This is a genomic window from Natrinema pellirubrum DSM 15624 (assembly GCF_000230735.2).
Lineage (GTDB): Archaea > Halobacteriota > Halobacteria > Halobacteriales > Natrialbaceae > Natrinema > Natrinema pellirubrum.
On record NC_019962.1, the window covers coordinates 2,919,821 to 2,944,107 of the forward strand.

Annotated in this window: 28 protein-coding genes and 1 tRNA gene; 7 read left to right on the forward strand and 22 right to left on the reverse strand. The window is 64.0% G+C overall.

The window, feature by feature from the left end; genetic code table 11:
* Positions 1–35: 35 nt before the first annotated feature.
* Positions 36–524, reverse strand: a complete 489-nt coding sequence (locus tag NATPE_RS14070) for an acyl-CoA thioesterase (RefSeq protein ID WP_006181177.1) — start codon at positions 522–524, stop codon at positions 36–38.
* A gap of 126 nt (positions 525–650) precedes the next feature.
* Between NATPE_RS14070 and NATPE_RS14075 the strand changes: the two genes are divergently transcribed.
* From NATPE_RS14075 to NATPE_RS14085, 3 genes are all read left to right on the forward strand, one after another.
* Positions 651–788, forward strand: a complete 138-nt coding sequence (locus NATPE_RS14075) for a hypothetical protein (protein ID WP_015299153.1) — start codon at positions 651–653, stop codon at positions 786–788.
* Positions 789–882: 94 nt separating this feature from the next.
* Positions 883–2,181, forward strand: a complete 1,299-nt coding sequence (locus NATPE_RS14080; protein WP_006181178.1) for an NAD(P)/FAD-dependent oxidoreductase — start codon at positions 883–885, stop codon at positions 2,179–2,181.
* A gap of 170 nt (positions 2,182–2,351) precedes the next feature.
* A complete protein-coding gene (locus NATPE_RS14085; RefSeq protein WP_006181180.1) occupies positions 2,352–2,564 on the forward strand; it encodes a hypothetical protein in 213 nt (70 codons plus the stop codon).
* Here the strand turns inward: NATPE_RS14085 and NATPE_RS14090 are convergent, their stop codons facing one another.
* Both NATPE_RS14090 and artA read right to left on the reverse strand, forming a co-directional pair.
* The gene (locus NATPE_RS14090; protein ID WP_006181181.1) at positions 2,565–3,281 is read right to left on the reverse strand and encodes a metallophosphoesterase; all 717 of its coding nucleotides are present in this window, start codon (positions 3,279–3,281) and stop codon (positions 2,565–2,567) included.
* Positions 3,278–4,345, reverse strand: coding sequence for an archaeosortase A (gene artA / locus NATPE_RS14095; protein WP_015299154.1), 1,068 nt, complete (start codon positions 4,343–4,345; stop codon positions 3,278–3,280). Before artA ends, NATPE_RS14090 begins: the two co-directional genes overlap by 4 nt.
* Before the next feature lie 135 nt (positions 4,346–4,480).
* Here artA and NATPE_RS14100 point away from each other — a divergent pair, with 135 nt between their 5' ends.
* Positions 4,481–5,260: a DUF7839 domain-containing protein gene (locus tag NATPE_RS14100; RefSeq protein ID WP_006181184.1), complete on the forward strand. Its 780-nt coding sequence runs from the start codon at positions 4,481–4,483 to the stop codon at positions 5,258–5,260.
* A 261-nt stretch (positions 5,261–5,521) separates the two neighbouring features.
* Here NATPE_RS14100 and NATPE_RS14105 read toward each other — a convergent pair whose 3' ends face one another.
* The 5 genes from NATPE_RS14105 to NATPE_RS14120 are packed head-to-tail and all read right to left on the reverse strand — an operon-like array spanning position 5,522 to position 7,730.
* Positions 5,522–6,289, reverse strand: a complete 768-nt coding sequence (locus tag NATPE_RS14105) for a proteasome assembly chaperone family protein (RefSeq protein WP_006181188.1) — start codon at positions 6,287–6,289, stop codon at positions 5,522–5,524.
* A 7-nt stretch (positions 6,290–6,296) separates the two neighbouring features.
* On the reverse strand, positions 6,297–6,476 hold the full coding sequence (locus tag NATPE_RS21490) for an RNA-protein complex protein Nop10 (RefSeq protein ID WP_006181189.1): 180 nt from the start codon (positions 6,474–6,476) through the stop codon (positions 6,297–6,299).
* Positions 6,473–7,273: a translation initiation factor IF-2 subunit alpha gene (locus NATPE_RS14110; RefSeq protein ID WP_006181190.1), complete on the reverse strand. Its 801-nt coding sequence runs from the start codon at positions 7,271–7,273 to the stop codon at positions 6,473–6,475. The genes NATPE_RS21490 and NATPE_RS14110 overlap by 4 nt, the downstream gene beginning before the upstream one ends.
* Complete coding sequence (locus NATPE_RS14115) at positions 7,270–7,443, reverse strand: 30S ribosomal protein S27e (RefSeq protein ID WP_006181191.1); 174 nt, start codon at positions 7,441–7,443, stop codon at positions 7,270–7,272. The genes NATPE_RS14110 and NATPE_RS14115 overlap by 4 nt, the downstream gene beginning before the upstream one ends.
* Positions 7,444–7,448: 5 nt before the next feature.
* Positions 7,449–7,730, reverse strand: coding sequence for a 50S ribosomal protein L44e (locus tag NATPE_RS14120; RefSeq protein WP_006181192.1), 282 nt, complete (start codon positions 7,728–7,730; stop codon positions 7,449–7,451).
* A gap of 165 nt (positions 7,731–7,895) precedes the next feature.
* On the opposite strand from NATPE_RS14120, the gene NATPE_RS14125 reads away from it, so the two are divergent.
* The 3 genes from NATPE_RS14125 (at position 7,896) to NATPE_RS14135 (ending at position 8,935) form a co-directional block, all read left to right on the forward strand.
* Positions 7,896–8,174, forward strand: coding sequence for an HAH_0734 family protein (locus NATPE_RS14125; protein WP_006181193.1), 279 nt, complete (start codon positions 7,896–7,898; stop codon positions 8,172–8,174).
* Between the two features lie 173 nt (positions 8,175–8,347).
* Positions 8,348–8,794: a GtrA family protein gene (locus NATPE_RS14130; protein ID WP_006181194.1), complete on the forward strand. Its 447-nt coding sequence runs from the start codon at positions 8,348–8,350 to the stop codon at positions 8,792–8,794.
* Between the two features lie 66 nt (positions 8,795–8,860).
* Positions 8,861–8,935, forward strand: a tRNA-Met gene (locus tag NATPE_RS14135).
* A gap of 405 nt (positions 8,936–9,340) precedes the next feature.
* On the opposite strand, the gene NATPE_RS14140 is transcribed toward NATPE_RS14135, so the two are convergent.
* From NATPE_RS14140 to NATPE_RS14200, 14 genes are all read right to left on the reverse strand, one after another.
* On the reverse strand, positions 9,341–10,117 hold the full coding sequence (locus NATPE_RS14140) for an acetoacetate decarboxylase family protein (RefSeq protein ID WP_006181195.1): 777 nt from the start codon (positions 10,115–10,117) through the stop codon (positions 9,341–9,343).
* A gap of 6 nt (positions 10,118–10,123) precedes the next feature.
* Positions 10,124–11,491: an alpha/beta fold hydrolase gene (locus NATPE_RS14145; RefSeq protein WP_006181196.1), complete on the reverse strand. Its 1,368-nt coding sequence runs from the start codon at positions 11,489–11,491 to the stop codon at positions 10,124–10,126.
* Between the two features lie 119 nt (positions 11,492–11,610).
* Positions 11,611–11,742: a hypothetical protein gene (locus tag NATPE_RS23315; protein ID WP_275040166.1), complete on the reverse strand. Its 132-nt coding sequence runs from the start codon at positions 11,740–11,742 to the stop codon at positions 11,611–11,613.
* A 121-nt stretch (positions 11,743–11,863) separates the two neighbouring features.
* Positions 11,864–12,382 carry a DUF7529 family protein gene (locus NATPE_RS14150; protein ID WP_006181197.1) on the reverse strand — a complete coding sequence of 173 codons (519 nt, stop codon included), beginning with the start codon at positions 12,380–12,382 and terminating at the stop codon, positions 11,864–11,866.
* A 50-nt stretch (positions 12,383–12,432) separates the two neighbouring features.
* Positions 12,433–12,876, reverse strand: a complete 444-nt coding sequence (locus NATPE_RS14155; protein ID WP_015299155.1) for a DUF7555 family protein — start codon at positions 12,874–12,876, stop codon at positions 12,433–12,435.
* 2 nt (positions 12,877–12,878) lie between these two features.
* On the reverse strand, positions 12,879–14,231 hold the full coding sequence (locus NATPE_RS14160) for an ABC transporter ATP-binding protein (RefSeq protein ID WP_006181199.1): 1,353 nt from the start codon (positions 14,229–14,231) through the stop codon (positions 12,879–12,881).
* Positions 14,228–15,565, reverse strand: coding sequence for an ABC transporter ATP-binding protein (locus NATPE_RS14165; protein ID WP_006181200.1), 1,338 nt, complete (start codon positions 15,563–15,565; stop codon positions 14,228–14,230). Before NATPE_RS14165 ends, NATPE_RS14160 begins: the two co-directional genes overlap by 4 nt.
* Positions 15,565–17,298, reverse strand: coding sequence for an ABC transporter permease (locus tag NATPE_RS14170; RefSeq protein ID WP_006181201.1), 1,734 nt, complete (start codon positions 17,296–17,298; stop codon positions 15,565–15,567). The genes NATPE_RS14165 and NATPE_RS14170 overlap by 1 nt, the downstream gene beginning before the upstream one ends.
* A complete protein-coding gene (locus NATPE_RS14175; protein ID WP_015299156.1) occupies positions 17,295–18,323 on the reverse strand; it encodes an ABC transporter permease in 1,029 nt (342 codons plus the stop codon). Before NATPE_RS14175 ends, NATPE_RS14170 begins: the two co-directional genes overlap by 4 nt.
* A gap of 140 nt (positions 18,324–18,463) precedes the next feature.
* Positions 18,464–20,236 (reverse strand): ABC transporter substrate-binding protein, encoded by a 1,773-nt coding sequence (locus NATPE_RS14180; RefSeq protein ID WP_006181203.1) that lies wholly within the window; start codon positions 20,234–20,236, stop codon positions 18,464–18,466.
* A gap of 238 nt (positions 20,237–20,474) precedes the next feature.
* Entirely contained in the window at positions 20,475–21,044 is a 570-nt protein-coding gene (hpt, locus tag NATPE_RS14185; protein ID WP_006181204.1) for a hypoxanthine/guanine phosphoribosyltransferase, read from the reverse strand.
* Positions 21,045–21,160: 116 nt separating this feature from the next.
* Positions 21,161–21,796 (reverse strand): DUF7344 domain-containing protein, encoded by a 636-nt coding sequence (locus tag NATPE_RS14190; protein WP_049804892.1) that lies wholly within the window; start codon positions 21,794–21,796, stop codon positions 21,161–21,163.
* Between the two features lie 112 nt (positions 21,797–21,908).
* A complete protein-coding gene (coaBC, locus tag NATPE_RS14195) occupies positions 21,909–23,081 on the reverse strand; it encodes a bifunctional phosphopantothenoylcysteine decarboxylase/phosphopantothenate--cysteine ligase CoaBC (protein ID WP_006181207.1) in 1,173 nt (390 codons plus the stop codon).
* Positions 23,082–23,236: 155 nt separating this feature from the next.
* Positions 23,237–24,229 carry an IS5-like element ISNpe16 family transposase gene (locus tag NATPE_RS14200; RefSeq protein WP_015299157.1) on the reverse strand — a complete coding sequence of 331 codons (993 nt, stop codon included), beginning with the start codon at positions 24,227–24,229 and terminating at the stop codon, positions 23,237–23,239.
* Positions 24,230–24,287: the final 58 nt, after the last annotated feature.

Here is a 24,287-nt window from a genome sequence, read left to right on the forward strand (position 1 = left end):
GGTTCGGGCTCGTTTTTTGCTCGATTCGACTGGAATCAGCGGCTACTATACCCGTCGGTCTCGAGGCCGCCCTGAAACGCCGCGACGGCGTCGCGGAACGCGTCGGGGATCCGGGTCGGCTCCTCGGTCTCGGTGTCGACGGCGACCTGCGTGACGGTACCGTCGGCCAGTACGGTGCCGTCGTCTTTTCGCTTCGCCCGGTACTCGTACTCGAGGCTCGAAGTTCCGATGTCCGCGACCCGGAGTTCGTTGACGATCACGTCCTCGAACTCCGCGCCGGCTCGGTAGTTCAACTCGGTGTTGACGACGTGGATCTGCCAGCCGTCCTCGCGCATGCGGTCGTAGCCGTAGTCGATCGCGCGGAAGAACGCGGAGACGGCCTCGTCCTGAAAGGTGAAGTACTCCCCGTAGAAGACGATTCCCTGCTGGTCGGTCTCGGCGAACCGAACGCGGTTCTCGAAGACCGGCTGGAACGCGGGGCCGTCCGCGTCTCGATCCGCGTTCGCCGTGTCGTTTGCTCCCATACCGACAACGCCGCCGCGACGGCCAAAACCGTACCGGCCACGGCAAGGGGCCACAGTCGAGGGTCGCTCGCGCCCCGCTGTGAATGCGTGCCGATACGCTATCCGTCGCGACGGCGTGACCGGCACATGGTCAAGCTCTCGACGCTCGTCGTCCTCGCCGGCGTAGTGATGCTCGTCGTCCCGATCCCGCCGATCGCCAGCACCCTCGGCGGGGTGGCCGTCATCGTCATCGGGCTCGTGCTTCGGTTGCTGACGGACAAGTGACGAGGTGTGTGACGGACGCGCTCGCCCGCCGGCGAACTCCAACGCCTGCACTGTTGGGTCGACTCTTTTATTCGTCGGCGATCGATCAACGGCTATGCACTCGACGCCGCAGGTAGTCGTCGCCGGCGGTGGGCTGGCCGGGCTCGTCGCTGCCCGGCACCTCGCCGCCGCCGGTACAGACGTGACGTTGTTCGAACGCCGCGAGACGACCGGGGGTCGGGTTCGCACCCTCGAGCGTGACGGCTTCCGGTTCGACCGGGGCTTTCAGGTCTGCTTTACCGCCTATCCCGCCGTTCGGCGCGAACTCGACCTCACGGCGCTGCACCTCCGTCGGTTCGCGCCGGGAGCGACGATCGCCGGCCCCGACGGACTGTCGACGCTCGCGGACCCGCTCAGGGAACCGGGGACGATTCCGGCGACGCTGTCGAACCCGTACGTTTCGGCGGGCGACGCACTCCGGGTGGCCCGGCTCTGGCTCCGGCTCCGGCGAACCGATCCCGGCGACATCTTCGCCGGGGACGACGAACGGATCGATGACTTCCTCCGTAACCGGAGGTTCTCCGAGCGGTTCATCGAGGGCTTCGTCGCGCCGTTCTACGGCGGGATCACGCTCGATCGGTCGCTGGCGACCTCGCGGCGCGTCTTCGAGTACACCTTCCGGACCCTCGCGGCGGGCGAGACGGTGGTCCCGGCCGCCGGCATGGAGGCGATCCCGTCGCAACTCGCCGACCGCGTCCGCGAGGTCGGCGGAACGATCCGAACGGGCACTACGGTCGAGTCGGTCGCGGCCGACGGCGGGGACGCTAGCGATTCCGCGGGCTCGGTTACGGTCGAAACCGATGCGGAACCCCTCGAGGCGGACGCGGTCGTCGTCGCGACCGATCCGCCGACGGCGCGGGACCTAACGGGGATCGAGTCGATCCCGACCGAGGCGCGAAGCTGTGTCACCCAATACTACGCGCTCCCGGCGGGAACCGATCTGGGGACCGGCCGTCGGCTCCTGCTGAACGCGACCGGGCGAGGGCCGAACCACGTGGTTCCCCACAGCGCGGTCGCCCCCGAGTACGCGCCCGACGACGCGACGCTGATCAGCGCGACCTATCTCGGGGAGCAGCCGGCGAGCGACGACGACCTGGCCGAGCGGACCCGCCGCTCACTCGAGTCATGGTCTCCGAACCGGGAATTCGACGACCTCGAGACGCTGCATACCGAGCGGATCCCGTTCGCGCAGTTCGACCAGCCGCCGGGAATCCACGACCTGCTCCCCGACGTTCGCAACCCCGCGGGCTCGGTCTATCTGGCCGGCGACTACACACAGTGGTCCTCGATACAGGGCGCGATGGAGAGCGGGCGACGGGCGGCCGAAGCGGTCATCGACGATCTGTCGGGCTGATCCGTCGGTCGACTCGAGCGACCGGACAGGGTTCGACCCGAGCGCCGGCGACGCTACCGCAGTCGAGCGACCGCAGACATCCGGCCAGACATCCGGTGTGTGTCGTACTGGACAGTCACTCGACGGCCAAACGACTACGGCGCTTGGCGTCGTTCCGTCGACAGGCATCCATGGCCATCGACGAACTCCTCGAGGGGGCGGACCTCACCGGGCGACAGGCGGCGATCATCTTCTTTAGCTTTCTCCTCTTGATCGTGCTGGCCGCCGTGCTGTTGATCACGTTCAGCGACTTCTTCCGGAACCTCGTGGTCTCCGTTCAGGTGGCCGTCGTCGTCCCCGCTGCCCGACCGACTCGAGCGGCTGTCTCGGAACGAGTGGAGTGACTACAGGAGCCGTCGGCACCGCCCGAGCGGCGGGAACCACAGCACTTCGTCCGCCGCGTCGTCCCTGACGGCGGGATGGAACGCGTCTGGAGTCCGGACCAGCGGCGACTGGAAGTCCCGACCGCGCATTCCGTTGACGGTCGCGCCGGCCGCGAGGCGCGTAAACGCCGGCAGGACGATCACGTCCGCGCCCTCGTAGCAGTCCGGCCCGTAGAGGAGGCAGGGTAACTTGCGGCCCTCGATCGACAGCGCGGGGTGGTCATGGCCGACGACGTACCGCTCGGCGCTTTCCACGGGGCGCTCGTGACCGTGACAGATCACCGTCTCGCCACCGTCCGGCCGGTACTCGGGAACGGTCTGCCCCGAGAAGACCTCCCCGAGCATCGTATCGTGGTTGCCCGGCGTCACGACCAGCTCCGCACCGGCGTCCGCGACGGTCGCGACGACCGCCTCGAGGTCGCGCTCGAGGCCCCGTGGCAGCCGCGAAAACGAGTGGAGGAGGTCGCCCGCGACGACGACCGTCGCCGGCGCGGTCGTCTCGAGTACCGCCGCGAGCCGGTCGCGAACGTCGGCTCCGTCGTCGATCGGCGCGTCGACGCTCGAGTCGGCAGCCTTGCCGAGATGGACGTCCGCGAGGACGAGCGTCTCGGTCGCCGGAAGGAAGATCGACCGGTCGTGGACGGCGAACGGAACGTCGACCTCGACGCCGTCGGTCATCGATCCGCGTCGTCGTCCACGGCCGGTCCGCTATCGTGGTCGGCGGACGCGCCCGCGTCAGTTCGCGCACCGCCGTCGGCCCGCATCTCCTGTCCCAGGGCGTCTGCGAGGTCGTACTCCGTGCCGGTCAGGATGTAGAGGACGTCCTCGAGGGGTTCCAGCACCTCCGGGAGGATGCGGAGGACGAGGTAGGTGATACCCAGCAGGGCGACGATCGACAGCGACTGGGCGATGAAGTTGTGGGCGACGATGTAGGAGGTCCGGTCGGCCGGCGCGCCCATGAACTCCGTCGCGATGGTGACGAAGATATCCTGCTGGAACCAGCCCCACGGCGAAGCCAGCCCGATGAAGACGTTCCGGACGAGGTTCAGGAACCAGATGACGCCGACCGCGAGCGGGAAGGCAACCGCCTTCCGCTTGAGCGGCGCTTTGACGGCGGCGATGAGGCCGCCGAAGATGGCCATGCTCCCGATGCCCGTACAGGCCGTGATGATGTAGGTCGTCCGGCCGGTCACCGTCTCGTCGGGATCGAAGGCAAAGCGGCTCTGATAGCCGTTTGCCCCCTCCTCGAGGCCGGGGCTGTGGCCGAGCAGCTCCATCCCGAAGTGGGTCTGGGCGGCGGTCGTCTCGATCAACCACGTGCGGACGACCGGAATCGTCTCGACGGGCAGGTAGATCAGCCCCATGAACGCGACGGCCTTCGAGAGCAGGAGCAGCGACTCCCGGCCGGTGGCAAGCAGATAACCGGTGTAGGCACACAGCGGCAGCGCTGCCACCGTCAGCAGCGTCTCGATCGGGCTCTTGACCTCGAGGTAGTAGTGGGGAGCAAGCGTCAGCCAAAAGACGCCGAAGACGACCCACGCGCCCGCTGCGAGGTATCGTGCGGGATCGGTAGCCCCGTACCATTGGATGACGGCCGCGACGACGAACGCGCCGATCGCGGTCCAGGCGAGGGCGTCCGACAGGGGAACGGATCCGATACTCATCGAGAGTACCGTCGCGGATCCCGCCACGGGGTCGACAACCGCACCGGGGGCTGCGGTCGTCACTGGGAGGGGCGACATAGTCACGTAATCCCGAGGGACTCTCGCGCTATCAACTTGACGCCTCGCGGTCGCTTTCCAGTCCGGCGAGACGCGGCGGCCGACCGACGGTGCGACCGCGTACCTTTTTGCATCGCTCCCGCTAACCATCGACATATGGTCGACGTCCTCGACAACAAGCGCACCGCGACGCGGTTTCGGATCCTCGTCCAGATCGCGGAACGCCAGCCCGCGGTCAGCCAGGGGGAGATCGCCGGGGAAGTCGGCGTGACGAGTCAGGCGGTCAGCGAGTACATCCGGGAACTCGTCGATGACAGTCTCGTCGAGAAGGAGGGCCGGTCGCGATATCACGTCACCAACGAAGGCGTCGACTGGCTGTTCCGGACCGCCGACGACATCCGCCGGTTCGCCGACCACGTAACCGGCGACATCCTCGGGGCGATGAGCGAGGCCGCCTACATCGCGACCGACGACATCGAGGAGGGTGATACCGTCTCGCTGTCGGTGAAAAACGGGCTCCTCCACGCGACGCCCGGCGAGGAGGGACCGGCGACCGGCGTCGCGACCACGGACGCCGCGGCCGGCACCGATGTCGGCGTCACCAGCTTCGAGGGCGTCATGGACTTAGAGCCCGGCTCGGTGACCGTCCTGCAGGTTCCCGGTGTCCGGACCGGCGGGAGCCGCGCGATCGAGTCCGACACCGTCGCCGACCGCTGTACCGACGCCGACCTCGTCGTCGCTGCCGGCGTCGAAGCGATCGTCGCCTGTCGGGAGGCCGGGACCGATCCGACGGTCACGTTCGCCGCGGGCTCCGTCGCCGCCGACGGGGCCAAGCGCGGGCTCGATGTGACGGCCGTCGCCACGACCAACGAGGTCGGCCGAGTCACCGACGCGCTTCGCGACGCCGACGTCTCCTACGAAGTCCTCGAGGGCTAGTCGCCGTCTACAGGCGTTCCCGATCGCGAACACCATTTCTCACCACCGACTGTCGGCACCGGCTGGTTCCACGAAGACGATTCGTCCGACTAGAAGCGATTGGTTACGCGAGCGGTTCGTCGAGCGACGCGACGGTCGTCCTCCCCGAGAACAGGCGCTCGAGCGGGTCCTCGCGGTGGACACGGAGTTAGACGACTGGCCGGTAGACCCTCGTCTCACACACCAGCCGTAGAAATCGACCGGAACGCGTCGCAGCCCCGCCTAGCCGATGTAACGCAGGTCGTCGTCGGTCGGCACGTCCATCCCCTGTTGCTGTTCCATTTCCTGGATCTTGCCGATGACCTCCTCCATCTCGTCGGCCCGTTCGTCCAGGGACTCGTAGTCGAGTTCGAAGCCGAGTACGGCTTCGAGGACCTCCAGTACCGCCCGGGCGCTTTTGGGATCGACGAGGTAGCCGCTGGTCTCGCCCATCAGGCAGGTCGCCTCGAAGCCGCGACGTTCGCCCAGGCCGAGCAGGAGTCCCGAGACGCCGACGATACCGCCCGCCGGCTCGTCCTCGCGGAACTCGACGCCCGCGTCCTCGAGTGCCTCGAGCAGCGACTCGTCGCTGACGGCGCCGACGACCGCGTACTCCTCGATGAGTTCGCCCGTCGGGACGCCGCCTAACGCGTACACCTCGGTCGCACCGAACTCCTCGGCGACGTCGAGGAAGGCATCGGTCAGCGTGTAGTGGCCCGCGTTGCTCTGAGCCTGGTGGTCGCCGGTCAGAAGGAGGAAGTCACGACCGTCGGGGACCTCGACGGCGTGGATCTCGGCGCAGGTCAGCTCAGAGACGCCGTCCTCGACGCTGACCTGCGGCGGGAACTCGCGGGAGTAGAGCCGCCGGACGAGCGTACTCTCGCCCTCGAGTTCCTCGAGCAGATGTTCGACGGCCAGCGTGCCGACGTGTCCGACCCCGGGCAACCCCTCGACGAGAACGGGGTCGTCCAGTTCGACCTCGGCAACCGCGTCGATCTCGAGTTCGTCCATACCCCTATCAGCGGTTGCGACGTTTAAGAGAGCGTCGGTACTCGCCATGGGGGTCCGCGGGGTCGAGCGGTGCCGGCGCGCTGTTTTCGGCGTCGGCACCACACTCCGGACAGGTCGAAGAAAGCGTATACACCGGGCGATCGTGGACGTCCTGCCACGCCGAACACACCCGGATGTCCGATTTCATTCGTCGTCGGTGCGTCGCTCGCGGTGGTACTCGCCCGCACCGCCGTGGCCCTCGATCGCGGCGATCGCTCGATCGGCGCTTTCCTCGAGTTCGGATTCGGCAGTCTTGTAGTTCGGTGCTTGCACCTCGATGCGGTACTCGGGCGCGCCGACGTAGCTTACTTCGAGGTCGACCTCCTCGGGCACCGTACCGTTGCCCTCGGCGGCTTCCAGCGCCTCGCGGATCCCGTCGACGCCGCTTGGCGATGGGTTCTCGAGGTCGACGTAGCCGGTGACGTTGACGTACGGCACCGAGACGTTCTCGCGTGCGGTGTCGACGATCGCCTCGATCTCGTCGCCGTCGAGGTCAGTGTCCTCGAGGGCCTCTTCGCCGTGGATGGCGGCCTGTTTGAAGCCGTCGTAGAGGCCGCCGTGGGCCGCGATCAGTTCGTTCGCGATCGCGGTGTAGACCTCGTCGTCGATCTCCTCGCCGAAGGCCAGTTCCATCCAGTTGTCGGCCTTCTGCTCGTTTTTCCACTCCTGGATCTTATCGGAGCGCTGGTGATCGTTGACGTCTTTCAGCGAGAGGTCGATCTGCTGGGAGCCCTCGTCGACATCGAGGACCTTACAGACGACGATCTGTCCCTCGCGGACGTGGTCGCGGACGTTCTTGATCCAGCCGCTGGCGACCTCGGAGATGTGGATCAGTCCGCGTTTCTCCTCGTACTCCTCGAGATCGACGAAGACGCCGAAGTCCTCGATCTCGTCGATCTTGCCGACGACGAGTTCGCCGGGGTCGGGCCAGCCGCTGTATTTCATCGTGACTCGACTGTCTCGACGATCTCGTGGTCGATCTCGGCGTTGCCGCCGGTCGGTCGGGCGAGCGTCGTGCCACAGACGGCACAGGCGACCTCCGTGGAGGCCTTGCCGAAGACGGTCTGTTCGTTCTCGCAGTCACTGCATCGGACGCTGTAGAAATTTCCTGCCATTGGTATCACTCCTGGAACTCGAGTCGGCCGGCGCGCCATCCCTCGCGGAGGTGGGCCTTGCCGCACTCGCTGCAGCGGTATTTGAGGTCGGTCTTTTTCGTGGGCTTTTCGCCGGCGGGCACCTTCGAGAAGCGACCGGAGTTACCGATCGACGAGGAGTTTCGCCGGGTGCGGCGAGCGTCCCATTTCAGTCCCGAGGAACGGCCGGTTCGGGACTTCTCGACTTCGTGTTCGTGGTGTTCGTTGCAGTGCGGGCAGTACGTATTGAAGCGGCGTGGCATCTGCATGGTTATCTCACTTGGCGTGGGCTAAGACACCGCTGTTTAAAACCCGTTTGGTTCGTCCCCGTCGCCGCCGGCCGTCGGTTCCACAATTGGTCGTCGAGTCGGCCCCGAACGGATCGACACTACCGCTCCGAAGCGTTTAATCGTCTCTCCTGTGAACGCTCGCGTATGAAACAGCTCATCATCCACGGCGATCCCGGCATCCGCAACGGGGCCATCGTTCGGTACGAGGGGGACGAGGGGGAGGCCGAGGTGGTCTGTTTCGGGATCAACCGCAACGGCGAGTACCACGGTCCCGATCGGGTCCAGCTCTGGTGTACCGTCGGCGACGAGGACGAGTACGAGGACTACGAGAAGCGAAACTTCACGCCACATTTCCTCGACGTCGATCGGGTCGACGCCGACGACGTCGAGGTCGTCCGGGCGAAAAGCGACCTCGCGATCTGATCGGGCCGGGCGAGCGGCCGCGCGTCGTCCCTCGAACATCGTCGCAGTCCTGCCGATCCGGCCGACGGAACCGAGCGGCGATCAGTTATTTTTGGTGACTGTCAGCTTTACGGATCGATCGCAAAAGGGAAATCGTTGCCGCCGACACTGGGGAGTACGCTCGAGCATCCACGATGAGTGATTCCCTCACAGAGGCCGTCCGGACGCGGGCTCGAGCCCTTCTTTCGACGACGCGGTTCGGGCAGTTCGTCGGCGTCGGGGCAGTCGGCGCGACCGTCGACAACGTCGTGCTGGTCCTGTTGGTCGAGGCCACGTTCCTCGGGCCGGTCGTCGCGAAGCTCCTCTCCTGGGAACTCGGGATCGCGGTCATCTTCGCGATCAACGAGCGATGGACCTTCTCGGAGTACGGGGAAGTCGGGCTGGGGCCGCTGGTGAGGCGGTTCCTGCGATCGAACGTCGTTCGCTTTGGCGGCTTTCTCGTGACGCTTGCCGTGTTGACACTGCTGGTCCGTCGCTACGCGATCTGGTACGTCGCGGCGAACGTGGTTGGCATCGGCGTCGGCTTCTTCGTCAACTACACCTGTGAGAGTCTCTACACGTGGCAGGTCCACCAGGACTAACGGTAGAAACCCGCATACGGCGACCGAATCACAACCCTTAACTAGCACACTCGGGTATGAACTGGTAGCGGGATGGGATAGCCAGGAGATTCCGGCGGGCTCATAACCCGCAGATCGGTAGTTCAAATCTACCTCCCGCTATACTTCTGACGCGAGCAAGTTCGCGAGCGTCGAGTTATAGCACGGCGGTAGTTTGAACCAGACAGCACTCGAGCAAAGCGAGCGTGCTGGCGTGGTTCAAATCTACCTCCCGCTACTTTTCAGGGATTCAACGACGAACAACGAGCATAGCAAGGAGTGAGTCCTGAATCCCGGACAATACGACGAGTATATTTGAACCGGACAGCGCTCGAGCGAAGTGCGAGCGTTGGTTCAAATCTCTCCCCTGGTATTCTGTACTGACCGACTCCGCGAGTGACGGTATCGCACGGTGAGCGCTCGACATCGGAAGCATCGTTCCGACCGTAGTTCGAATCCCGGCCGCGAGCCGCCATTGCGGCCGTGGTCGAACCCCTGTTCTCCGCTCGAAGCGGTCGAACGGCGGGTCTACGGCTCTTCGGCGAGGTAATCACGGAGCCGGCGGCCCTGCGGGTAGGTGAACGTGACCGTCCCGTGGAGGACCGACGGCGTCGAGAGGGGGTCGACGGGAGCGAACCGCTGGAACCCCGACTCCGCGGGAAAATCGAAGTCGATGCGATCGACGTCGGCCTCGTACAGTTCGCTGACGAAGGGGATCGGGAACTCGAGGAGTTCGCTGATCTGTGCGCGGCTCCCCGTCGGGTCCGGAAGCTGCCGGTGGGCGTAGTAGTGGAGGTGGCCGGTGAGCGTGTCGATTTGATCGTCACCGACGCTCGCTTCGGCTTCGATGACTGGCTCGCCGTCGACCGAGAGCGTCGAGACGAGTTCGTCGCCGTCCTCCTCCCAGGTACACGAGCCGGGACGGGTCGGGATGCCGGCGCTTTCGCGGGTATACGCCTGCAGCTGGGGCGAATCGGTCCAGTAGCCCACCCAAAACCGGCCAGGAATCGGTAGTTCGCCCTGCGCGGCACTGACCGCGCGGCTATCGTGATCGGCAATTTCGACCGTCAGATAGGTCAGGGTGTACGGATCGAGGTGCGCCGTCTGCTCGGCCGACGGCACGCGATACATGTTCATCTGGACGAGCCCGTTCGGGTGCGGCTCGAGGCCGGGCGGCAGCGCCGCCGCGAGGACCTCGGGGTCGGCCTCGTAGCCGACGATGAGCATCCGCGCGTTCTTGATGAGCTGTGGCGGCGACACGGCCGTTCCCTCAAGGGGATCGGCGGGGAAGTCGTGGTCAGTCATGAACGATCACCTGTTGGCGTCGACGTCGACGTCGTCGGGTGCGAAGACCTCGGGAACCGGTTCGTCTCTGACGCCGCGGATGTCGTCGAGAACTGGCTTGAGATAGGCCCGAAACAGCACCGGGCGCTCGCTCATCGGGAAGTGACCGGTCGCTTTCATCTCGTGGGCGGTCGCTCCCTCGCCGATGGCGTCGGCGGCCTCGCGGGCGTCGTCGGGATTGGTCAGGTAATCGTACTCGCCGTTCATGAGGTACATTCGGACCTGCGTGGCCTCGATCTCGTCGGCGGATTCGCTGTAGTCGTGGTCCATCGAGTAGTAGTGGAGGTCGCCTTTGAGGACGCCGTTGGCACCCTGTTCGTACAGATAGAGCGTCTCACGGCGCGCCCACTCGGGGCCGTGTGGCGCCATCAGCCCCCACGTCGCGTGGGAGTTGACGTCGTTCGCGTTGACGTGTGGATGATCGAGCCACTGGATGTAGAAGCCGGGCGTGACCAGCCCCGCCTCGAGGCCGATCAGCGCCCGGAACCGCTCGGGGTACCAGTCCGCGAGTTCGAGTGTGATCGTCCCGCCCATGCTCGAGCCGATGAAGACCGGGTCCTCGAGTTCGAGCGCGTCGACGATAGCGACGATGGTATCGGTGAACCGCTCGGCGGTGAGGTCGTACTGGTCGGTCCACCACGATTCGCTCGACGGCGGGACCGACTTCCCGTGGCGCGGCAGGTCGTACGCGATCACCCGGAAGTGGTCGGTGATCTCCGGATCGTTCAGGACGTGGCGCCACTGCTGGTTGTTACAGCCGGCCGTGTGCTGACAGAGCAGGGGGATGCCGTCCTCCGGCCCGGCGGCCTCGTAGTAGATACGGTGGTCGACGCCGTCGAGGTCGACGGTAACGTACCGGCCCGTAATGGGCTCGTCCGTCGGCTCTTCCGGTCGGTGCGTCCCCACAGTGGGCGGTTCGCCGCCGTTGTGTGCCGTCCGCATCAACTCGAGCGCGCGCTGGACCGATCGGAAGTTCTGGAAGATGGTCTTGTGGTTGCCGATCAGATCGAAGTACCCCTCCTCGCCCTTGACCGCGGTCCGGTAGAAGGAGGCGAACACCTCGTTGTGGTGGGCCGCCGGAATCTCGCTGACGAACTCGTCCCAGGCCTCGCGCGGCCCGACGACGCCGAACGACCACGCGTCGTCCAGCCCTGGCGCCCGGACGTCCCGCACCTCGCCGTCCCGCATCTCCAACAGGAAGTGGTCGTCGCCGATGCCGATAACGAAGTTCTCGTCGAAGGCGTCGCGGCCGTGCTGGGCCATCTCCGGGTCCGCGTTTACGACGTCTCGATACTCCTGCCACCACTCCTCGCTGGCCAGTTCGGTCGGTGCCATTCTATGTGTATTGTTCTCTACCAACATAGCATCGTATGCTACTTATCTATGATGAGAGAACGGACGGTCGTGGAAACTGGCGCGAACCCGCCACAAAGGAGAGACCGGACGGCGTCTCGTCACGGAGAGACGGCGGGGACGCAGGCAAGCGCCATCGTGATCGTCGCCCACCGGCACATCCCGGCGACGGATCCGTTGGGGTTCGCCGCCGCGCGTCGCCGACTCGGGATTTCAACCTGCTTGAATTTCATCGTTCGCTCGCGGGCCCGCGCGCCCGTGATATCAGGACGCTGGCTGTGAACCGGGACGAAGACTACACTGATCAGTCGCTCTACGCCACGGAGAGTGCGACGAGAACGGTGGATCCGTCGGTTATGCGTTGCCGGCGATGAAGGGGTCGTACTCGTCGTGTTCGAACGTTCCGAGGATCGTCCCGTCGATCGTCTTGAAGTGGGTATAGAGGGCATCTTCGTCCTCGGCGGCCGTGATCATGCCGTCGGCGCGCGCGATGTCGTATCGACTGGGGATCAGCATCGATCGCTCGGTTTCCGGGTCGATCAGTTCCGTGACGACGAACATGAACCCGTCTATCTCGGTGCCATACACCAGATACTCGGTGAACTCGTCGCTGTCGAAGGTATCGGTAACGGTCTCGACGTAGTTGTTCGGAATCACGTGCATGAGTCCGAATCGATCGTCTTCACCCATGTCTCGGCTTACCGTGTCGGTGTGTGCGGCCATGACGGTGACGACATCCCAGCCCTCGTCGCGACGCTCCTGGGCGATCGCTTCCGTATCCTCGAGCGTCTGTTTCCAGGCTTCCGTCTGGACACCCTGTGGATCCCGACGTCGGAACGAACCGGGATCGGCAGCGCCGATATCGTCGTGCATACCCCACTGTCCGCAGAGGAGCCGGTTAATTCTTTCCGGAGATGGAGACCTCAGCCGACCCCGAATGCGGTCTCCATGAGAAACGACAGCAACAGCACCAGGAGACTGCCGAGCAGGAGTTTCCCCGGCGGCGTGAGTCGCTTTTCCGGCGGCGGCAGTTGGATCCACCGAAGCGGCGGCAGCGACCGGACGAGCGACTGAAACCGCGTCGAATCGTGGGCAACCGGTATCGCTCCGGCGACGCCACGGTTCGATGGCGGTCCCACGTCGTCGGGAGACGTCGGCCACAGCCGGACCGTCGCGTACGCGAGGAGGAGCCATCCGGCGACGAACAGCAGGGCCTTCGCACGGACGACTCCGCCACCGGTCGCGACGCCGATGATCAGGGCACCGATACCGGTGAGTGCCGCGACGGCGATCGCGTACGTCATCGCGTCCAGTCCGACGCGCCCGAACACCCGGAGTCGGTCACCGAACCCGTCGCTCGGTGGCATCGTCACCCGTGGCGGTTCTCGATGACGGCATCCGGAGATCGATACTCGTCGGTGTGCCGGTGACAGTAGCTCTGGTGGCCGCCATCGCCCATGTCGTGATACGCCGGCGGTTCGTCGTCACAGACGCTGCCAAACGCCTCGTTGAAGACGGCGATCGCCTCGCTCTCGTTGTGGTCTCGAGCGAGAGTCGCGATTTCGTCCAGCACCGACTGAACGCGCGCGGGCACCTCCAGGTCCCCGAACAGTTCGTCGTAGGTCTCCTCGACCGTCCCGAAGCGCGTGTCTTTCCCGACTGCCGCGCGGAGTCGATCGCGAACCGAGCGGTCCGCGCGCTGGCGCTCGCTGAGCAGTTCACGAAGCGTATTGAGTCGATTCCAGAGTTCGTCGTCGAGGTCCTGATACTCCGCCGGACGGATTCGTGCCGGACAGCGCGTACTGAACGGGCAGCCGGCGGGCGGGTACCGCGGGTTCGGCGGCGTCCCGTGGAGCGTGATTCGGTCGCGTTCGACTGTCGGATCTGGCTCCGGAATCGCCGACAGCAACGCGTGCGTATACGGATTCGACGGATCGGTGAACAGTTCCTCGGTCGGCCCGATCTCCATGACGTTCCCGAGATACATCACTGCGACCCGGTCACAGAGGTGGTGGACGACGGAGAGGTCGTGTGCGATAAACAGGTAGGTCAGCCCGAACTCGTCTTGGAGGTCCTCGAGCAGGTTGATGATTTCGGCCTGCACGGAGACGTCGAGCGCCGAGACCGGTTCGTCGAGGACGACGAAGTCCGGCTCGAGCGCCAAGGTACGGGCGATACTGATCCGCTGGCGCTGGCCGCCGGAGAACTGGTGGGGATAGCGGTAGTAGTGTTCGCGCTGGAGACCGACGGTATCGAGCAACTCTTTGACGCGCTGGCGTCGCGCTTGCGGCGTCTCCCACTCGTGAACGTCCAGCGGTTCACGGACGATTTCGCCGATCGTCATTCGGTCGTTGAGGCTCGATTCGGGGTCCTGAAACACCATCTGGGCGTTTCGTCGCCACTCGTGGAGGTCGTCGCCCTCGAGGGTCGTGATATCGACGCCGTCGAACCGGACCTCGCCGTCGGTCGCGTCCTCGAGTTGCAGGAGCGTTCGCCCCAGCGTCGTCTTGCCACAGCCGGACTCGCCGACGAGGCCGAGCGTCTCGCCACGGTGAATATCGAACGAGACACCGTCGACGGCCTTGACGGGCGTTCCACCGAGGAGGCCGCCGTCCTCGTAGTAGGTCTTTAGCCCCTCGACTTCGATCATCACGTCGCCGTCGCTGTCGGTCGGTACGTCGGTCTCGGTCGCTATCGGCTCCTGGCTCAGTTCGTGACTCATTCGGTATCGCCTCCGGTCCGTCTCGCGTTTCGTCGTCGATGCTGGTCGACCGCCTTGTCCGTCGAACGGTCGCCGGGACAGAGCAAGCACGCCGCGGTGTGATCGTCGGTCCCCTCCTCGACCGGGACCGGAACGGGATGAACGGCGTCACACTCGTCGAACGCCTTCGGACACCGCGGTGCGAACCGACAGGATGTCGCCGGTTCGTTCGGCGTCGGAACGTTCCCTTCGATCGTCTGGAGCCGGTCACCGGATTGTTGTCCCGGAATCGACTCGAGCAGGCCGCGCGTGTACGGATGCCTCGGATCCGAGAACAGCTCGTTCACGCCGGCCGTTTCGACGATTTCTCCGGCGTACATGACGTTTACTCGATCGGAGATCTCCGCGATCACACCCATGTCGTGGGTGATGAACATCATCGAGAGATCCCGTTCCGCCTGTAGATCGGCGAGCAGGTCGAGGATCTGGGCCTGAATCGTCACGTCGAGTGCCGTCGTCGGCTCGTCGCAGATCAGCAACTCCGGCTCGCAGGCAAGCGCCATCGCGATCACGGCTCGCTGACGCATCCCGCCGGAGAACTGGTGTGGATACTCGTTGACGCGGCGACGAGCGTCGGGGATGCCGACGGCCTCGAGCAGATCGATCGCTTCCTGCGTCGCCGCTTCGCCCCGCAGTCCCTGGTGGAGCCGGACGGACTCCTTGATCTGGTTTCCGACCGTGTAGACGGGGTTGAGACTCGTCAGCGGGTCCTGGAACACCATCGCGATCCGTCCACCGCGCATGCGTCGCCGCGGTTCGCCGCTGAGACGCGTGATCTCGACGAATCCGTCGGCGATCTCCGTCGGCGTCTCTGGACTTCCGTCGGTGACGAACACGCAGTCGTCCTCGTCGACGAGACCGAGTTCGTCGCCGTAGCCGGCGGCGACGACGTCCGCAAGCGGCACGTCACTGGCCCTCTCGCAGCCGAACGCCGCCGGCGTGATATCGATCGTCTCGCGGTCGAACAGGGCAACCGGGTCGTAGTCGGCCGCCACCGTCTCGAGGTCGACGGTACGACCCGGGAACTCCGAGGCGTACTCTCGAACCGTCTCGAGGTGGTTGAAGCGGACGCTACTGCCCTGAAGGGTCCGTCCCGGCGAGTCGACGAGTCCCATGATCGACCGGGCGGTTACGCTCTTGCCCGATCCGCTCTCGCCGACGATGCCGACGGTTTCGCCCCGTTGGATGTCGAACGAGACCCCGTCGACCGCTCGGATAGTCTCCTTGTCGGTGAAAAACGCCGTCTGGAGGTTCCGAACGTCGAGGATCGGCTTGGCTTCCGTCTCCGCCGACATTATCCACCACCTCCAGCTGCTGCAGTACCGGTGTCGTCTGTCCCGCCGGTATCCGCCTCCGGATCGATCGCGTCTCGGAGGCCATCACCCAGTGCGTTGAAGGCGGTGACCACGAGGACGATCATCAGCCCCGGGATGGTCGCAACGTGCCACGACGACGTACCGACGAACGATCGCCCGTCACTGACGAGTCGTCCCCATTCGGGGGTCGACCCTTCGATGCCCAGGCCGAGGAACGAGAGCGCGGCCGTGGAGATGATGATCCCACCGAGCAGGAGAGAGCCGTAGATCATTATATACCCTGCAATGTACGGGGCCATGTGTTTACGCATTGTGTTGACCGGTGACTGTCCGTAGCTCCGTGCGGCGTCGACCCACTCCTCCTCGGCGACCTGTAACGACGGGCCGCGGATCGTCCGCCACATCCCCGGCCAGTAGACGAACGCGAAGATCAGCCCGAGGAGGACTCCGCCGTTGAGCGGTTCCGCGATCGGGTGATTCCCCTGGTTGAAGATGACAGATAACATCATCACGAGCAGAAATGCCGGGATCGAGATGATCGTGTCGCTCGCGATCACTGTCAGGACGTCGACGAGTCCCTTGTAGTAGGCGGTCAGCATCGACATCGTGACTGCGATCAGTCCGCCGAGGCCGATCGCGAGCAGCCCGATCACCAGTGACGTCTGCGCGCCGTAGGCTATATGGGTAAGCAAGTTTTGTCCCGATGATGTCGTCCCCAGCGGTGCCCAGCGGTCGTAATCGTCGTAACTCATCGGACCGATGGTGTTTTGTCCGTTCGATTGGCTGTTGAGGTTCGCCTGTCCGGGCGTGGTCGTCGCGACTTCGCCGTCGTCGGTGAGATACTCGACCTCGTACTCGTAGGGAGAGGCGATGTTCTGGTCTGCCGTGGTGGGACTGATGGCCGGTGCCCACAACGCCGTGACAATGAACATGAGTACGACGATCAGGCCGAACTGTCCCCAGTAGTGGGATCGGAATCGACCGAGCGTGTCGTCACGCGGCGTCCAGTCCGCCTGCCGGTAGTGTTCCCGAAAGATCGTATACCCTTTCCAGGTCCAGACGATCACGGCAAGCGCGTAGCCGTAGACGAGCAACGTACGAATCCCCCACGCCACTGCCGGTGAGAGACCGAGGAACGTTCCGTCCCAGCCACCGCCGGGCGTTCTGTGGCCCTGATTGGAGATGACTTCGCGGCTCGTGAGCGTCGGAAGCGACGACAGGGTGTTGAACACGCCGTCGATCGCGCCGTCGACGAGTCCGCCGACCGGCGTGAACGCGAGCAAAACCGCGATCGTGGCCAGGACGGCGGTCAGGACGGCCCGCTCGAGGAAGCGGACGATGCGATCGCTCAGACCGACATCGAACCGGTCCGTGGCGGACCAGGACGTGAACCTGGTGACGAGAACGGAGAGTCCGAACAGCAAGAGCAGCGTGATCGCGTCGCTGACGAAGTAGCTAACTATCGGAACGGTCGCCTCGCCGACCGAGTCGCCGATCCAACTTGGCAGCAGCCCCACCAGGCCGATGACGTACTTGACTGCCCCCACGAGCTGGTAGGCCCAGCCCATGAATCGGCCGAACTCGAGGGCGACCAATACAGCGGTGCCAAGCAACCAGAACCGCGCCGGGTCGGGATTGTCGGCGACGCGTTTACGGAGGGGCCTCGATTCGTCTGTCGTCTCGTTCGGTTCGAAGGATGTACTCATACTCATCGTTCGTACCCCACTCGTGGATCGATGATCGTGTACAGGAGGTCCTGGAAGATGTTCAACAGGATGATGACCAGCGTGAAGATAAACAGTAACGCCCCGGCAAGCGGCAGGTCTCCCTGGAGCGTCGCCTGGAAGAAGATCTTCCCGAGACCGTTGATGTTGAAGATATACTCGACGATGACCGAGCCACCGATCAACAGGAACGCCTCGTTCGTGATGACGGGCACCAGCGGAATCAATGCGTTTCTGAAGACGTGTTTCCAGATGATGGCGCGGTCCGTCAAGCCCTTCGCTTTGGCCGTCTCGACGTAGTTCGAGTTGATCGTCTCGAGGATGGCGGTCCGTCCGATACGGAGTTCCGCGGCCATCGAAGCCGATCCGAGGACCAGCGCCGGCGGAAGGATGAGTTTGATATCACTAGCGATCGTCCCCCAGTCGATACCGGCCGCCGTAACGAACGTCAGATCGGGCGTTCCCGTGATGCTCCTGATATCCGGGCCGAACGTGTACCAATCGAACCCGAACCAGCCGCCCTGTTTGGTCTTGCGAAGGACGGCGAGGAGGATGATGCTCAGCCAGAAGTTCGGCATCGCCTGCCAGAGGATACCGCTCACGGAGGCGACGTAGTCGCCCCCGCTGTTGGGCCGCAGCCCGGCGTAGAACCCGAGCGGGATACCGATGAACAGCGGGAGCAGGATCGCCCAGAACCCCAGCCAGAGCGTCGGCGGACCCGCAAACGAAATGACTCGAGTCACTTCCATGTCGCCGTAAATGACCCAGGACTGACCCAGATCGAGGGTCAGGAAGTTCGTCACGAAGTCAAGGTACTGTTCCCAGAGCGGGTCGTTGAGTCCGAGCCGTTCGCGCATTCGCGCGGCCTCGGCTCCCGACGCCTCGGGGCCGAGTCGAGCGGCCACGGGGTCGATCGGTCCCATCCGTAATAGTGCGAATATGAACGTCATTACGAGAAAGAGGACCGGCACGGAGAGCAGGAGCCGCTTGAAGAAGTATCTCCACCGACTCATGGGCGCTTACGGGCGGTTCGGAGGTCGTTTTTCAAACAATCGTTCATAGATGTCCGTTCGCTTAGTTTTCCCACATGCATCTGAATATTTTGCTTCTTTTTGTCTCAAGAACGGGGATAGGCAGCGGGGTCGCGTCGCCGTTAGGACTCGTCTTCGAGGTTCGCCTGCCAGTCGAGGTAGTAGCCGGTCGCTTCGTTCGGCATCTTCGACGTATCGGTGTTCTTCGGCTCGAAGCTGAAGTGGCCGTACGCGACGTCCGGCCAACTCCAGATCCAGCCGAGCGAGTACATCTCGAGATCGCCGTCCTCACCGCGGTCCTGGAGCGTCGAGAACTCCGTCGCCTTGGTCTTGAGGTCGATGCCGATCCCGGAGAGCCTGCGTTTGATCTCGTCGGCCATGTCCTGGAACGTCGGACTGGACTTGTAGACGGTCGCTTCCATCTCGAACGGATCGTCTTCGGTGAAGCCGGCCTCCTCGAGGAGGTCTTTCGCTTCGCTGCGTTGCATGTCGTTGACGCCGTAGGGCCACTCGTCTTTCCAGTCCTGATAGCCGTCCGCTCCGGTCGGCCACATCGTCGGCGGCGTGAAGCTGAACGCCTCGAAGCCGCGGTTCTGGAGGATATCGTTGACGAACTCCTCGTGGTTCACGACGTGCGCGACTGCCTTTCGAACGGGTGCGGGGACGTTCGTGACGTTGAACGCGAAATAGTACGTGCCGAGTTCGGGGACCGCGAGGTAGTTCGTGGTCTCGCCGTTCTCGAACTCCCCGTACGTACCGAACTCCCGGTTGTTGTCGTCGGTCTCGGCGTCGATGAGGCCGGGATCGTAGTACGAGGTCGGAATCTCGAAGAAGTCGGCGTTTTTCTCCATCGCGTAGGTGAACTTCGATTCTGGGTCCTCGTTGATCTCCCAGTGGACGGATTCGACGCTCGCGACGGTCCCGTAGAAGTTGTCGTTGCGGACGAGCCGAACGTCTTCTCCGGGGTTGAACTCGTCGAACTCGAACGGCCCGGTCCCGTTGGCCATCTCGGTACGGAACTCGTCGTGGCTGACCTCGCCGTCATAGCCCTCAATGTCGCCGACGAGACCCTCCGGAACGACGGCGAATCCGGTGTGCGTGAGGACGTCCAGTACGGCCGGATTCGGCTCTTGAAGGGTGACCTCGAACGTGAGGTCGTCGACGATGTCGATCGCCAACGAGTCAGGAGCCACACCGCCGTCGTCGGTCGTCTCGTGTACGATACCGAGACCGCTCGTCGAGCTGGTAACGAAGTTCGATCGTTCGCTGTACTCGGATTCGGCGAGCCGGCGGAACGAGTACTTGACGTCGTCGGCGGTTAGGTCCCGTCCGTCGTGGAACTGGACGCCGTCTTTGAGCGTGAACGTCCACGTCAGCCCGTCGTCGGACGTCTCGAAGGAATCGAGCAGCTGATTCTCGACCTCGGCGACGCCGGCCGGGTAGTTGGTCAGCGTATCGTAGAGCTGGACGATGACCTCGCCGGACGCGGTGTCCGTCGACATGATCGGGTCCAGCTCGTCGAAGGAAGCGTTGATCAGGTTCAGTTCCGAATCACCCTCGACTTTCGTCCGGTTGTGTTTCACGTGGTGGCGGCCGAGGGCACCGAGCCGGGGAAGCTCGACGTTGTCGTACCAGAAGAATTCACCCTTGCTGTGGTACATCGGGAGCAAGACCATGTCGTCCCGGACGGCCTCCTCGATCTCGATGTACGCCTGAGTACGCGTTTCTTCCGCGTCGGGGCCCGGGTTGTTCACGATGCGCTCCCAGGCCTCCTGTGCTTTCTCAGCGTGTTCTGTCGTCTCGTAGTCGGTTTCCTCGTCTTCCTCGTCGTCGCTGAGGAGGGCCGAACACCCAGCCAGTCCGACCGATGCACTGCCACCGAGGAGAGCAAGCATTTGTCGTCGCGATCGATCTACAGTTGATGCATCCGGTATGTCGGCCATAAACATGAGTTGCCAAGACAATCATTATAAACTTACCGACAACGGGAGAAGGTTGAACTGAGGTTTATTGCACCGATTGACACACAAATGCACAGATGCGGTCGTTAGCGGGGTAAAAACAGGAATTCGGTGGCACGGCGGCTCGGGTCCGGGTCGATTTTCGAAGGCTAACGCAACGTATCGAGACGTCTCAGTTGTCGCCCTCTTCGTCGATGATGACGACTTCGCCGTCGATGACGTCGACGTTGATCAGCGTCTTGACGTCGTAGCCCGCGTCGTCGACCTTGTTCTCGCCGCCGACCTTCTTGATGACCGCGACCGTATCGATGACCTCCGCGCCGATCCCGTCGAGGGCATCCAGTACCGCTGCAAGGGTCCCGCCCGTCGAGAGAACGTCGTCGAGGACCAGCACCCGCTCGCCCTCCCGGACGTCGTTGATGTACATCTCGTTCTCCGAGTAGCCGGTCTTCTGGGAGATCGCGACCTCGTCGTCGAGGCCGTACTGTCGCTTGCGGATCACGGTCAGCGGGATGTCGGTCATCAGCGAGACCGCGGTGGAGATGTGAATGCCCATCGCGGCCGGGGTGACGATCCGGTCGACCTCCTCGAGCTGGGCCTTCCGGATGATCCGGATGACGATTTCGCGCAGTAGGGTCGGGTCGAGCTTGGGGACCCCGTCGCTGATCGGATGGACGAAGTAGTGATAGCCGTTCTTCTCGATGATCGGAGCCTCGAGCAGGGACTGCTTGAGTTGATCCATGTCGTCGGTGGGACGGTAGCGGAGTAAAACTTGACGATACGCGCGAACGAGAATTGCAGGCGTCGAAATCCGGTCGGTTCTCCGTCTCGTCCCGTCGCCACGGCGTCTCGGGCCCCTTACTGCTCGCCGTAGCTGAGTTCGGGTGGCTGCTCGCCGTGGCCGAGCCGCATGTTGCGTTCGTGATAGATGTGTGCGACGGCGGTGACCGTCACCGTCACGGCGATGATAGCCGTCCAGGCGAGGTTCGAGAGGGCGGTCAACGGATAGATCTCCAGCCAGAGCGCGGCGACCAGCGCACAGCTGATCGCACCGAGCGAGAGGTACAGCTCCCGCCAGGCGAACTCCCGGCCAGGAACGATCTCGAGGTAGACGCTGATGTCCCGGGTTCGTTCGGTCGGCTCAATAACGCCCCGATCGGAGTCGAACTCGAGGATACCCGACGTGTCCATCTTCGGGAGGTGTGTCTGTTGCAGCGTCGTATAGACCCGCTTTCGCTGTTCGGGGGTAACCCCCTCGAGGGTCGTCTCGTACTCCCAGGCGGCGATCTGCTGGGCGAGGTCGCCGAGTTCGACGGGACGGTCGTCCTGTTTGAGAAACTGGAGGACGTACCGCCGTCGCTGATTGCGCAGTACTTCGAAGATTTCTCCCTTGGTGAGTTGGTCGTCGACCTCGTCACTCTCGTCATTCTCGCCGCCATCGGCCTCGTCAGCGTCGGCGTCCGGCGGACGTTGTTGTTGGGCCACCGTGATCACCTCGCGCTCCCGGTCCCGGCCGGCAGCGCGTGTGGTCCCGTACCCGATCGTATTCCCATCGGTTCGGGCGATGAACTGCACCTATATAATTCTCCTGAACCAACCTATCCGATTACTTCGATGTCTCGTCCGCACCCAGTACCGCCGCGATCGACTCGGCGATCTCACCGCCCAGCCCAGCCTTTGTCCCCTCGTAGCGGGCGGCGTCGCCGGCGTGGACCAGCAGCGCTCTCGTCCGGTCCTTGCCCATTACGCTCGCGTCGTTAGCGACGACGAAGGCCAGCCCCGCCCGCTCGAGGGTCGTCCGGGCCTGCTCGATCATCGCTTCCTCGTCGCCGGAGGTCTCGGTCTTGAAGCCGACGATCGGCAACTCCGGGAACTCGGCGCGGATCTCGTCGATGAGCTTCGGCGTCGGCTCGAGGTCGAGGGTCAACTCCTGACCTGAGCGGATCTTTTCGTCGCTTTCCGCGACGGTGTAGTCGCCGATGGCGGCCGCCGACACCATCGCGTCGGCGTCCTCGCAGGCCGCCCGCGTCGCCGCGAGCATCTCCGCGGCGCTCTCGACATCGCGAACGTCGGCGTATGGTACCTCGGGACCGTCGTGGACCAGCGTCACGTCCGCACCGCGAACGTAGCAGGCTTTCGCGACCGCCCGGCCCATCTTGCCCGACGAGCGGTTCGTGATGATCCGGACGGGATCGATCGACTCGCTGGTCGCGCCGCTGGTGACGACGACTGACGCACCCTCGAGGGGGCGATCGCCGGCCGCGCGGGCGACGTCACAGACGATCGCCTCCTCGCTGGCGATCTTGGCCTTCCCCTCCTCGAGACGCGGATCGACGAACTCGACGCCCCACCCGGAAACGGTGTCGATGGCCTCGAGGACGCCGGGGTGGTCGTACATCGGTTCGTGCATCGCGGGCGCGATCACGACCGGAGTGTCGGCTCCGAGCGCGGTCGTCGCACAGGTCGTGACCGGGGTGTCGTCGACGGCCCCCGCAATTTTGCCGACCGTGTTCGCGGTGGCGGGCGCGATCAGGAAGACGTCGGCCCAGCCGTCGTACCCACAGAGATCGACGTGTTCGACGCTACCCGTAATCTCGGTGACGACGTCGTTCTCGGTGGCGAACTCGACGGCCCAGGGGTGGACGATCCCCTGTGCGCTGTCAGTCATCACGCCGCGAACCGTCGCCCCCCGGCGTCGCAACTCGTGGGCGAGTTCGACCGTCTTGACGGCCGCGATCGATCCCGTCACCCCGAGCGCGACGTTGACTCCCTCGAGCATATGCCGGGTACTTCGGAAGGGGTCCCTTTAGGCGTACCGTCGTCCCGCGATCGCACCGCTCGTCCGTCGTCGCCGTTTCGTGCTACCAAGCGAAGTCGACGAGTTCGCCACCGAAAACCGTTAGTGACTGTGATGAGGGTGTCATAGAACTCTTGTCACACCGTGATGATCGTGCTTCCCGGATTATCTCCTCGTTCGTAGTTGGTGATCGCAATAACGAGACGCAGACACAACGACAGGAACACTTGTGCTCGTGCATGGACGCGGCCTCGGGCGTGGACGTGCCCGAGGCCGCAGTCCTTGACTGCGTCGTTAGTTCGTTCGACGCCTGTCCGGCAGTTGTACGTCTCATCTAACGTCGATTGCTTCAACTTCACGTCCTTGCTGTGTTCTTTGATACGGTCTTCGACCCTGTACTCTATGTCCAGTGGATCGTCGGTGTTGCGTGCGTTGTACGGGGCGATTGGCACGACTCCTGCGGTCAGCAGGTAGTCGTGCCAATCGAGTGTGTCATAGGCGCTGTCTCCAAGCATCCAGATCGGAGTGTCGACGGCGAGCGCGTCACGCGTGACGCGCATCGCCGTCTCTTCTGGCGCTTGTTTGCTCTCGGTGAATTCCGCTGCAATCGGGATCTTTGAACCAGTCGAAACGATCGTGCAGCCGTAGCCGTAGTAGTACTCTTCAGCCGTTGGATCGTAGCATTTCGACGCGTCTTGATCGGCTGGCATCGTTCTCACGTCTGTCGAATCAATCGAGTAGGTCAAGTCGAGCAGGCCCCGCAAGGCGGCCTGCTCGACGAGGTGGTCGAAAATCTCGTCGATGACGTGTTCGAGATCGGTGAGGAAACGATCGACCGCGTCTCTCGACGGCGGTCGATCGAAGCCACAGCTGAGCCAGACGACTGTGTTGTTCAGTTCTCGCGCAACCGGACGAATGCCGTAGATATCCTTGTAGTAGCAGTGCAGAAACCCACGCATCATCTCGGGTGGTTCGTGGTCTCGTGTTCGCCCCGTCTCCGCCGGGGCGAACACGTCGAATTCTTCGAGAAACTCGAAGGAGAGATGCTCGAACAGCGCTAGCGTCTCCGTCTCCACGGCATTGAAGAACGTCTCTACCGTAGGATTATCTTGCAGGGTCGCTGGGCTCATACCACCTCAGCGTTCACCCTGCTCTCTGGTATGAGAACTGTTCTATGACACCCTCGAC

Excerpts from the sequence above, each read along its gene's own strand:
- NATPE_RS14070 (WP_006181177.1), bottom strand. The coding sequence starts at position 524 with ATGGGAGCAAACGACACGGCGAACGCGGATCGAGACGCGGACGGCCCC.
- NATPE_RS14075 (WP_015299153.1), top strand. The coding sequence starts at position 651 with ATGGTCAAGCTCTCGACGCTCGTCGTCCTCGCCGGCGTAGTGATGCTC.
- NATPE_RS14080 (WP_006181178.1), top strand. The coding sequence starts at position 883 with ATGCACTCGACGCCGCAGGTAGTCGTCGCCGGCGGTGGGCTGGCCGGG.
- NATPE_RS14085 (WP_006181180.1), top strand. The coding sequence starts at position 2,352 with ATGGCCATCGACGAACTCCTCGAGGGGGCGGACCTCACCGGGCGACAG.
- NATPE_RS14090 (WP_006181181.1), bottom strand. The coding sequence starts at position 3,281 with ATGACCGACGGCGTCGAGGTCGACGTTCCGTTCGCCGTCCACGACCGG.
- artA (WP_015299154.1), bottom strand. The coding sequence starts at position 4,345 with ATGTCGCCCCTCCCAGTGACGACCGCAGCCCCCGGTGCGGTTGTCGAC.
- NATPE_RS14100 (WP_006181184.1), top strand. The coding sequence starts at position 4,481 with ATGGTCGACGTCCTCGACAACAAGCGCACCGCGACGCGGTTTCGGATC.
- NATPE_RS14105 (WP_006181188.1), bottom strand. The coding sequence starts at position 6,289 with ATGGACGAACTCGAGATCGACGCGGTTGCCGAGGTCGAACTGGACGAC.
- NATPE_RS21490 (WP_006181189.1), bottom strand. The coding sequence starts at position 6,476 with ATGAAATCGGACATCCGGGTGTGTTCGGCGTGGCAGGACGTCCACGAT.
- NATPE_RS14110 (WP_006181190.1), bottom strand. The coding sequence starts at position 7,273 with ATGAAATACAGCGGCTGGCCCGACCCCGGCGAACTCGTCGTCGGCAAG.
- NATPE_RS14115 (WP_006181191.1), bottom strand. The coding sequence starts at position 7,443 with ATGGCAGGAAATTTCTACAGCGTCCGATGCAGTGACTGCGAGAACGAA.
- NATPE_RS14120 (WP_006181192.1), bottom strand. The coding sequence starts at position 7,730 with ATGCAGATGCCACGCCGCTTCAATACGTACTGCCCGCACTGCAACGAA.
- NATPE_RS14125 (WP_006181193.1), top strand. The coding sequence starts at position 7,896 with ATGAAACAGCTCATCATCCACGGCGATCCCGGCATCCGCAACGGGGCC.
- NATPE_RS14130 (WP_006181194.1), top strand. The coding sequence starts at position 8,348 with ATGAGTGATTCCCTCACAGAGGCCGTCCGGACGCGGGCTCGAGCCCTT.
- NATPE_RS14140 (WP_006181195.1), bottom strand. The coding sequence starts at position 10,117 with ATGACTGACCACGACTTCCCCGCCGATCCCCTTGAGGGAACGGCCGTG.
- NATPE_RS14145 (WP_006181196.1), bottom strand. The coding sequence starts at position 11,491 with ATGGCACCGACCGAACTGGCCAGCGAGGAGTGGTGGCAGGAGTATCGA.
- NATPE_RS23315 (WP_275040166.1), bottom strand. The coding sequence starts at position 11,742 with ATGAAATTCAAGCAGGTTGAAATCCCGAGTCGGCGACGCGCGGCGGCG.
- NATPE_RS14150 (WP_006181197.1), bottom strand. The coding sequence starts at position 12,382 with ATGCACGACGATATCGGCGCTGCCGATCCCGGTTCGTTCCGACGTCGG.
- NATPE_RS14155 (WP_015299155.1), bottom strand. The coding sequence starts at position 12,876 with ATGCCACCGAGCGACGGGTTCGGTGACCGACTCCGGGTGTTCGGGCGC.
- NATPE_RS14160 (WP_006181199.1), bottom strand. The coding sequence starts at position 14,231 with ATGAGTCACGAACTGAGCCAGGAGCCGATAGCGACCGAGACCGACGTA.
- NATPE_RS14165 (WP_006181200.1), bottom strand. The coding sequence starts at position 15,565 with ATGTCGGCGGAGACGGAAGCCAAGCCGATCCTCGACGTTCGGAACCTC.
- NATPE_RS14170 (WP_006181201.1), bottom strand. The coding sequence starts at position 17,298 with ATGAGTATGAGTACATCCTTCGAACCGAACGAGACGACAGACGAATCG.
- NATPE_RS14175 (WP_015299156.1), bottom strand. The coding sequence starts at position 18,323 with ATGAGTCGGTGGAGATACTTCTTCAAGCGGCTCCTGCTCTCCGTGCCG.
- NATPE_RS14180 (WP_006181203.1), bottom strand. The coding sequence starts at position 20,236 with ATGCTTGCTCTCCTCGGTGGCAGTGCATCGGTCGGACTGGCTGGGTGT.
- hpt (WP_006181204.1), bottom strand. The coding sequence starts at position 21,044 with ATGGATCAACTCAAGCAGTCCCTGCTCGAGGCTCCGATCATCGAGAAG.
- coaBC (WP_006181207.1), bottom strand. The coding sequence starts at position 23,081 with ATGCTCGAGGGAGTCAACGTCGCGCTCGGGGTGACGGGATCGATCGCG.
- NATPE_RS14200 (WP_015299157.1), bottom strand. The coding sequence starts at position 24,229 with ATGAGCCCAGCGACCCTGCAAGATAATCCTACGGTAGAGACGTTCTTC.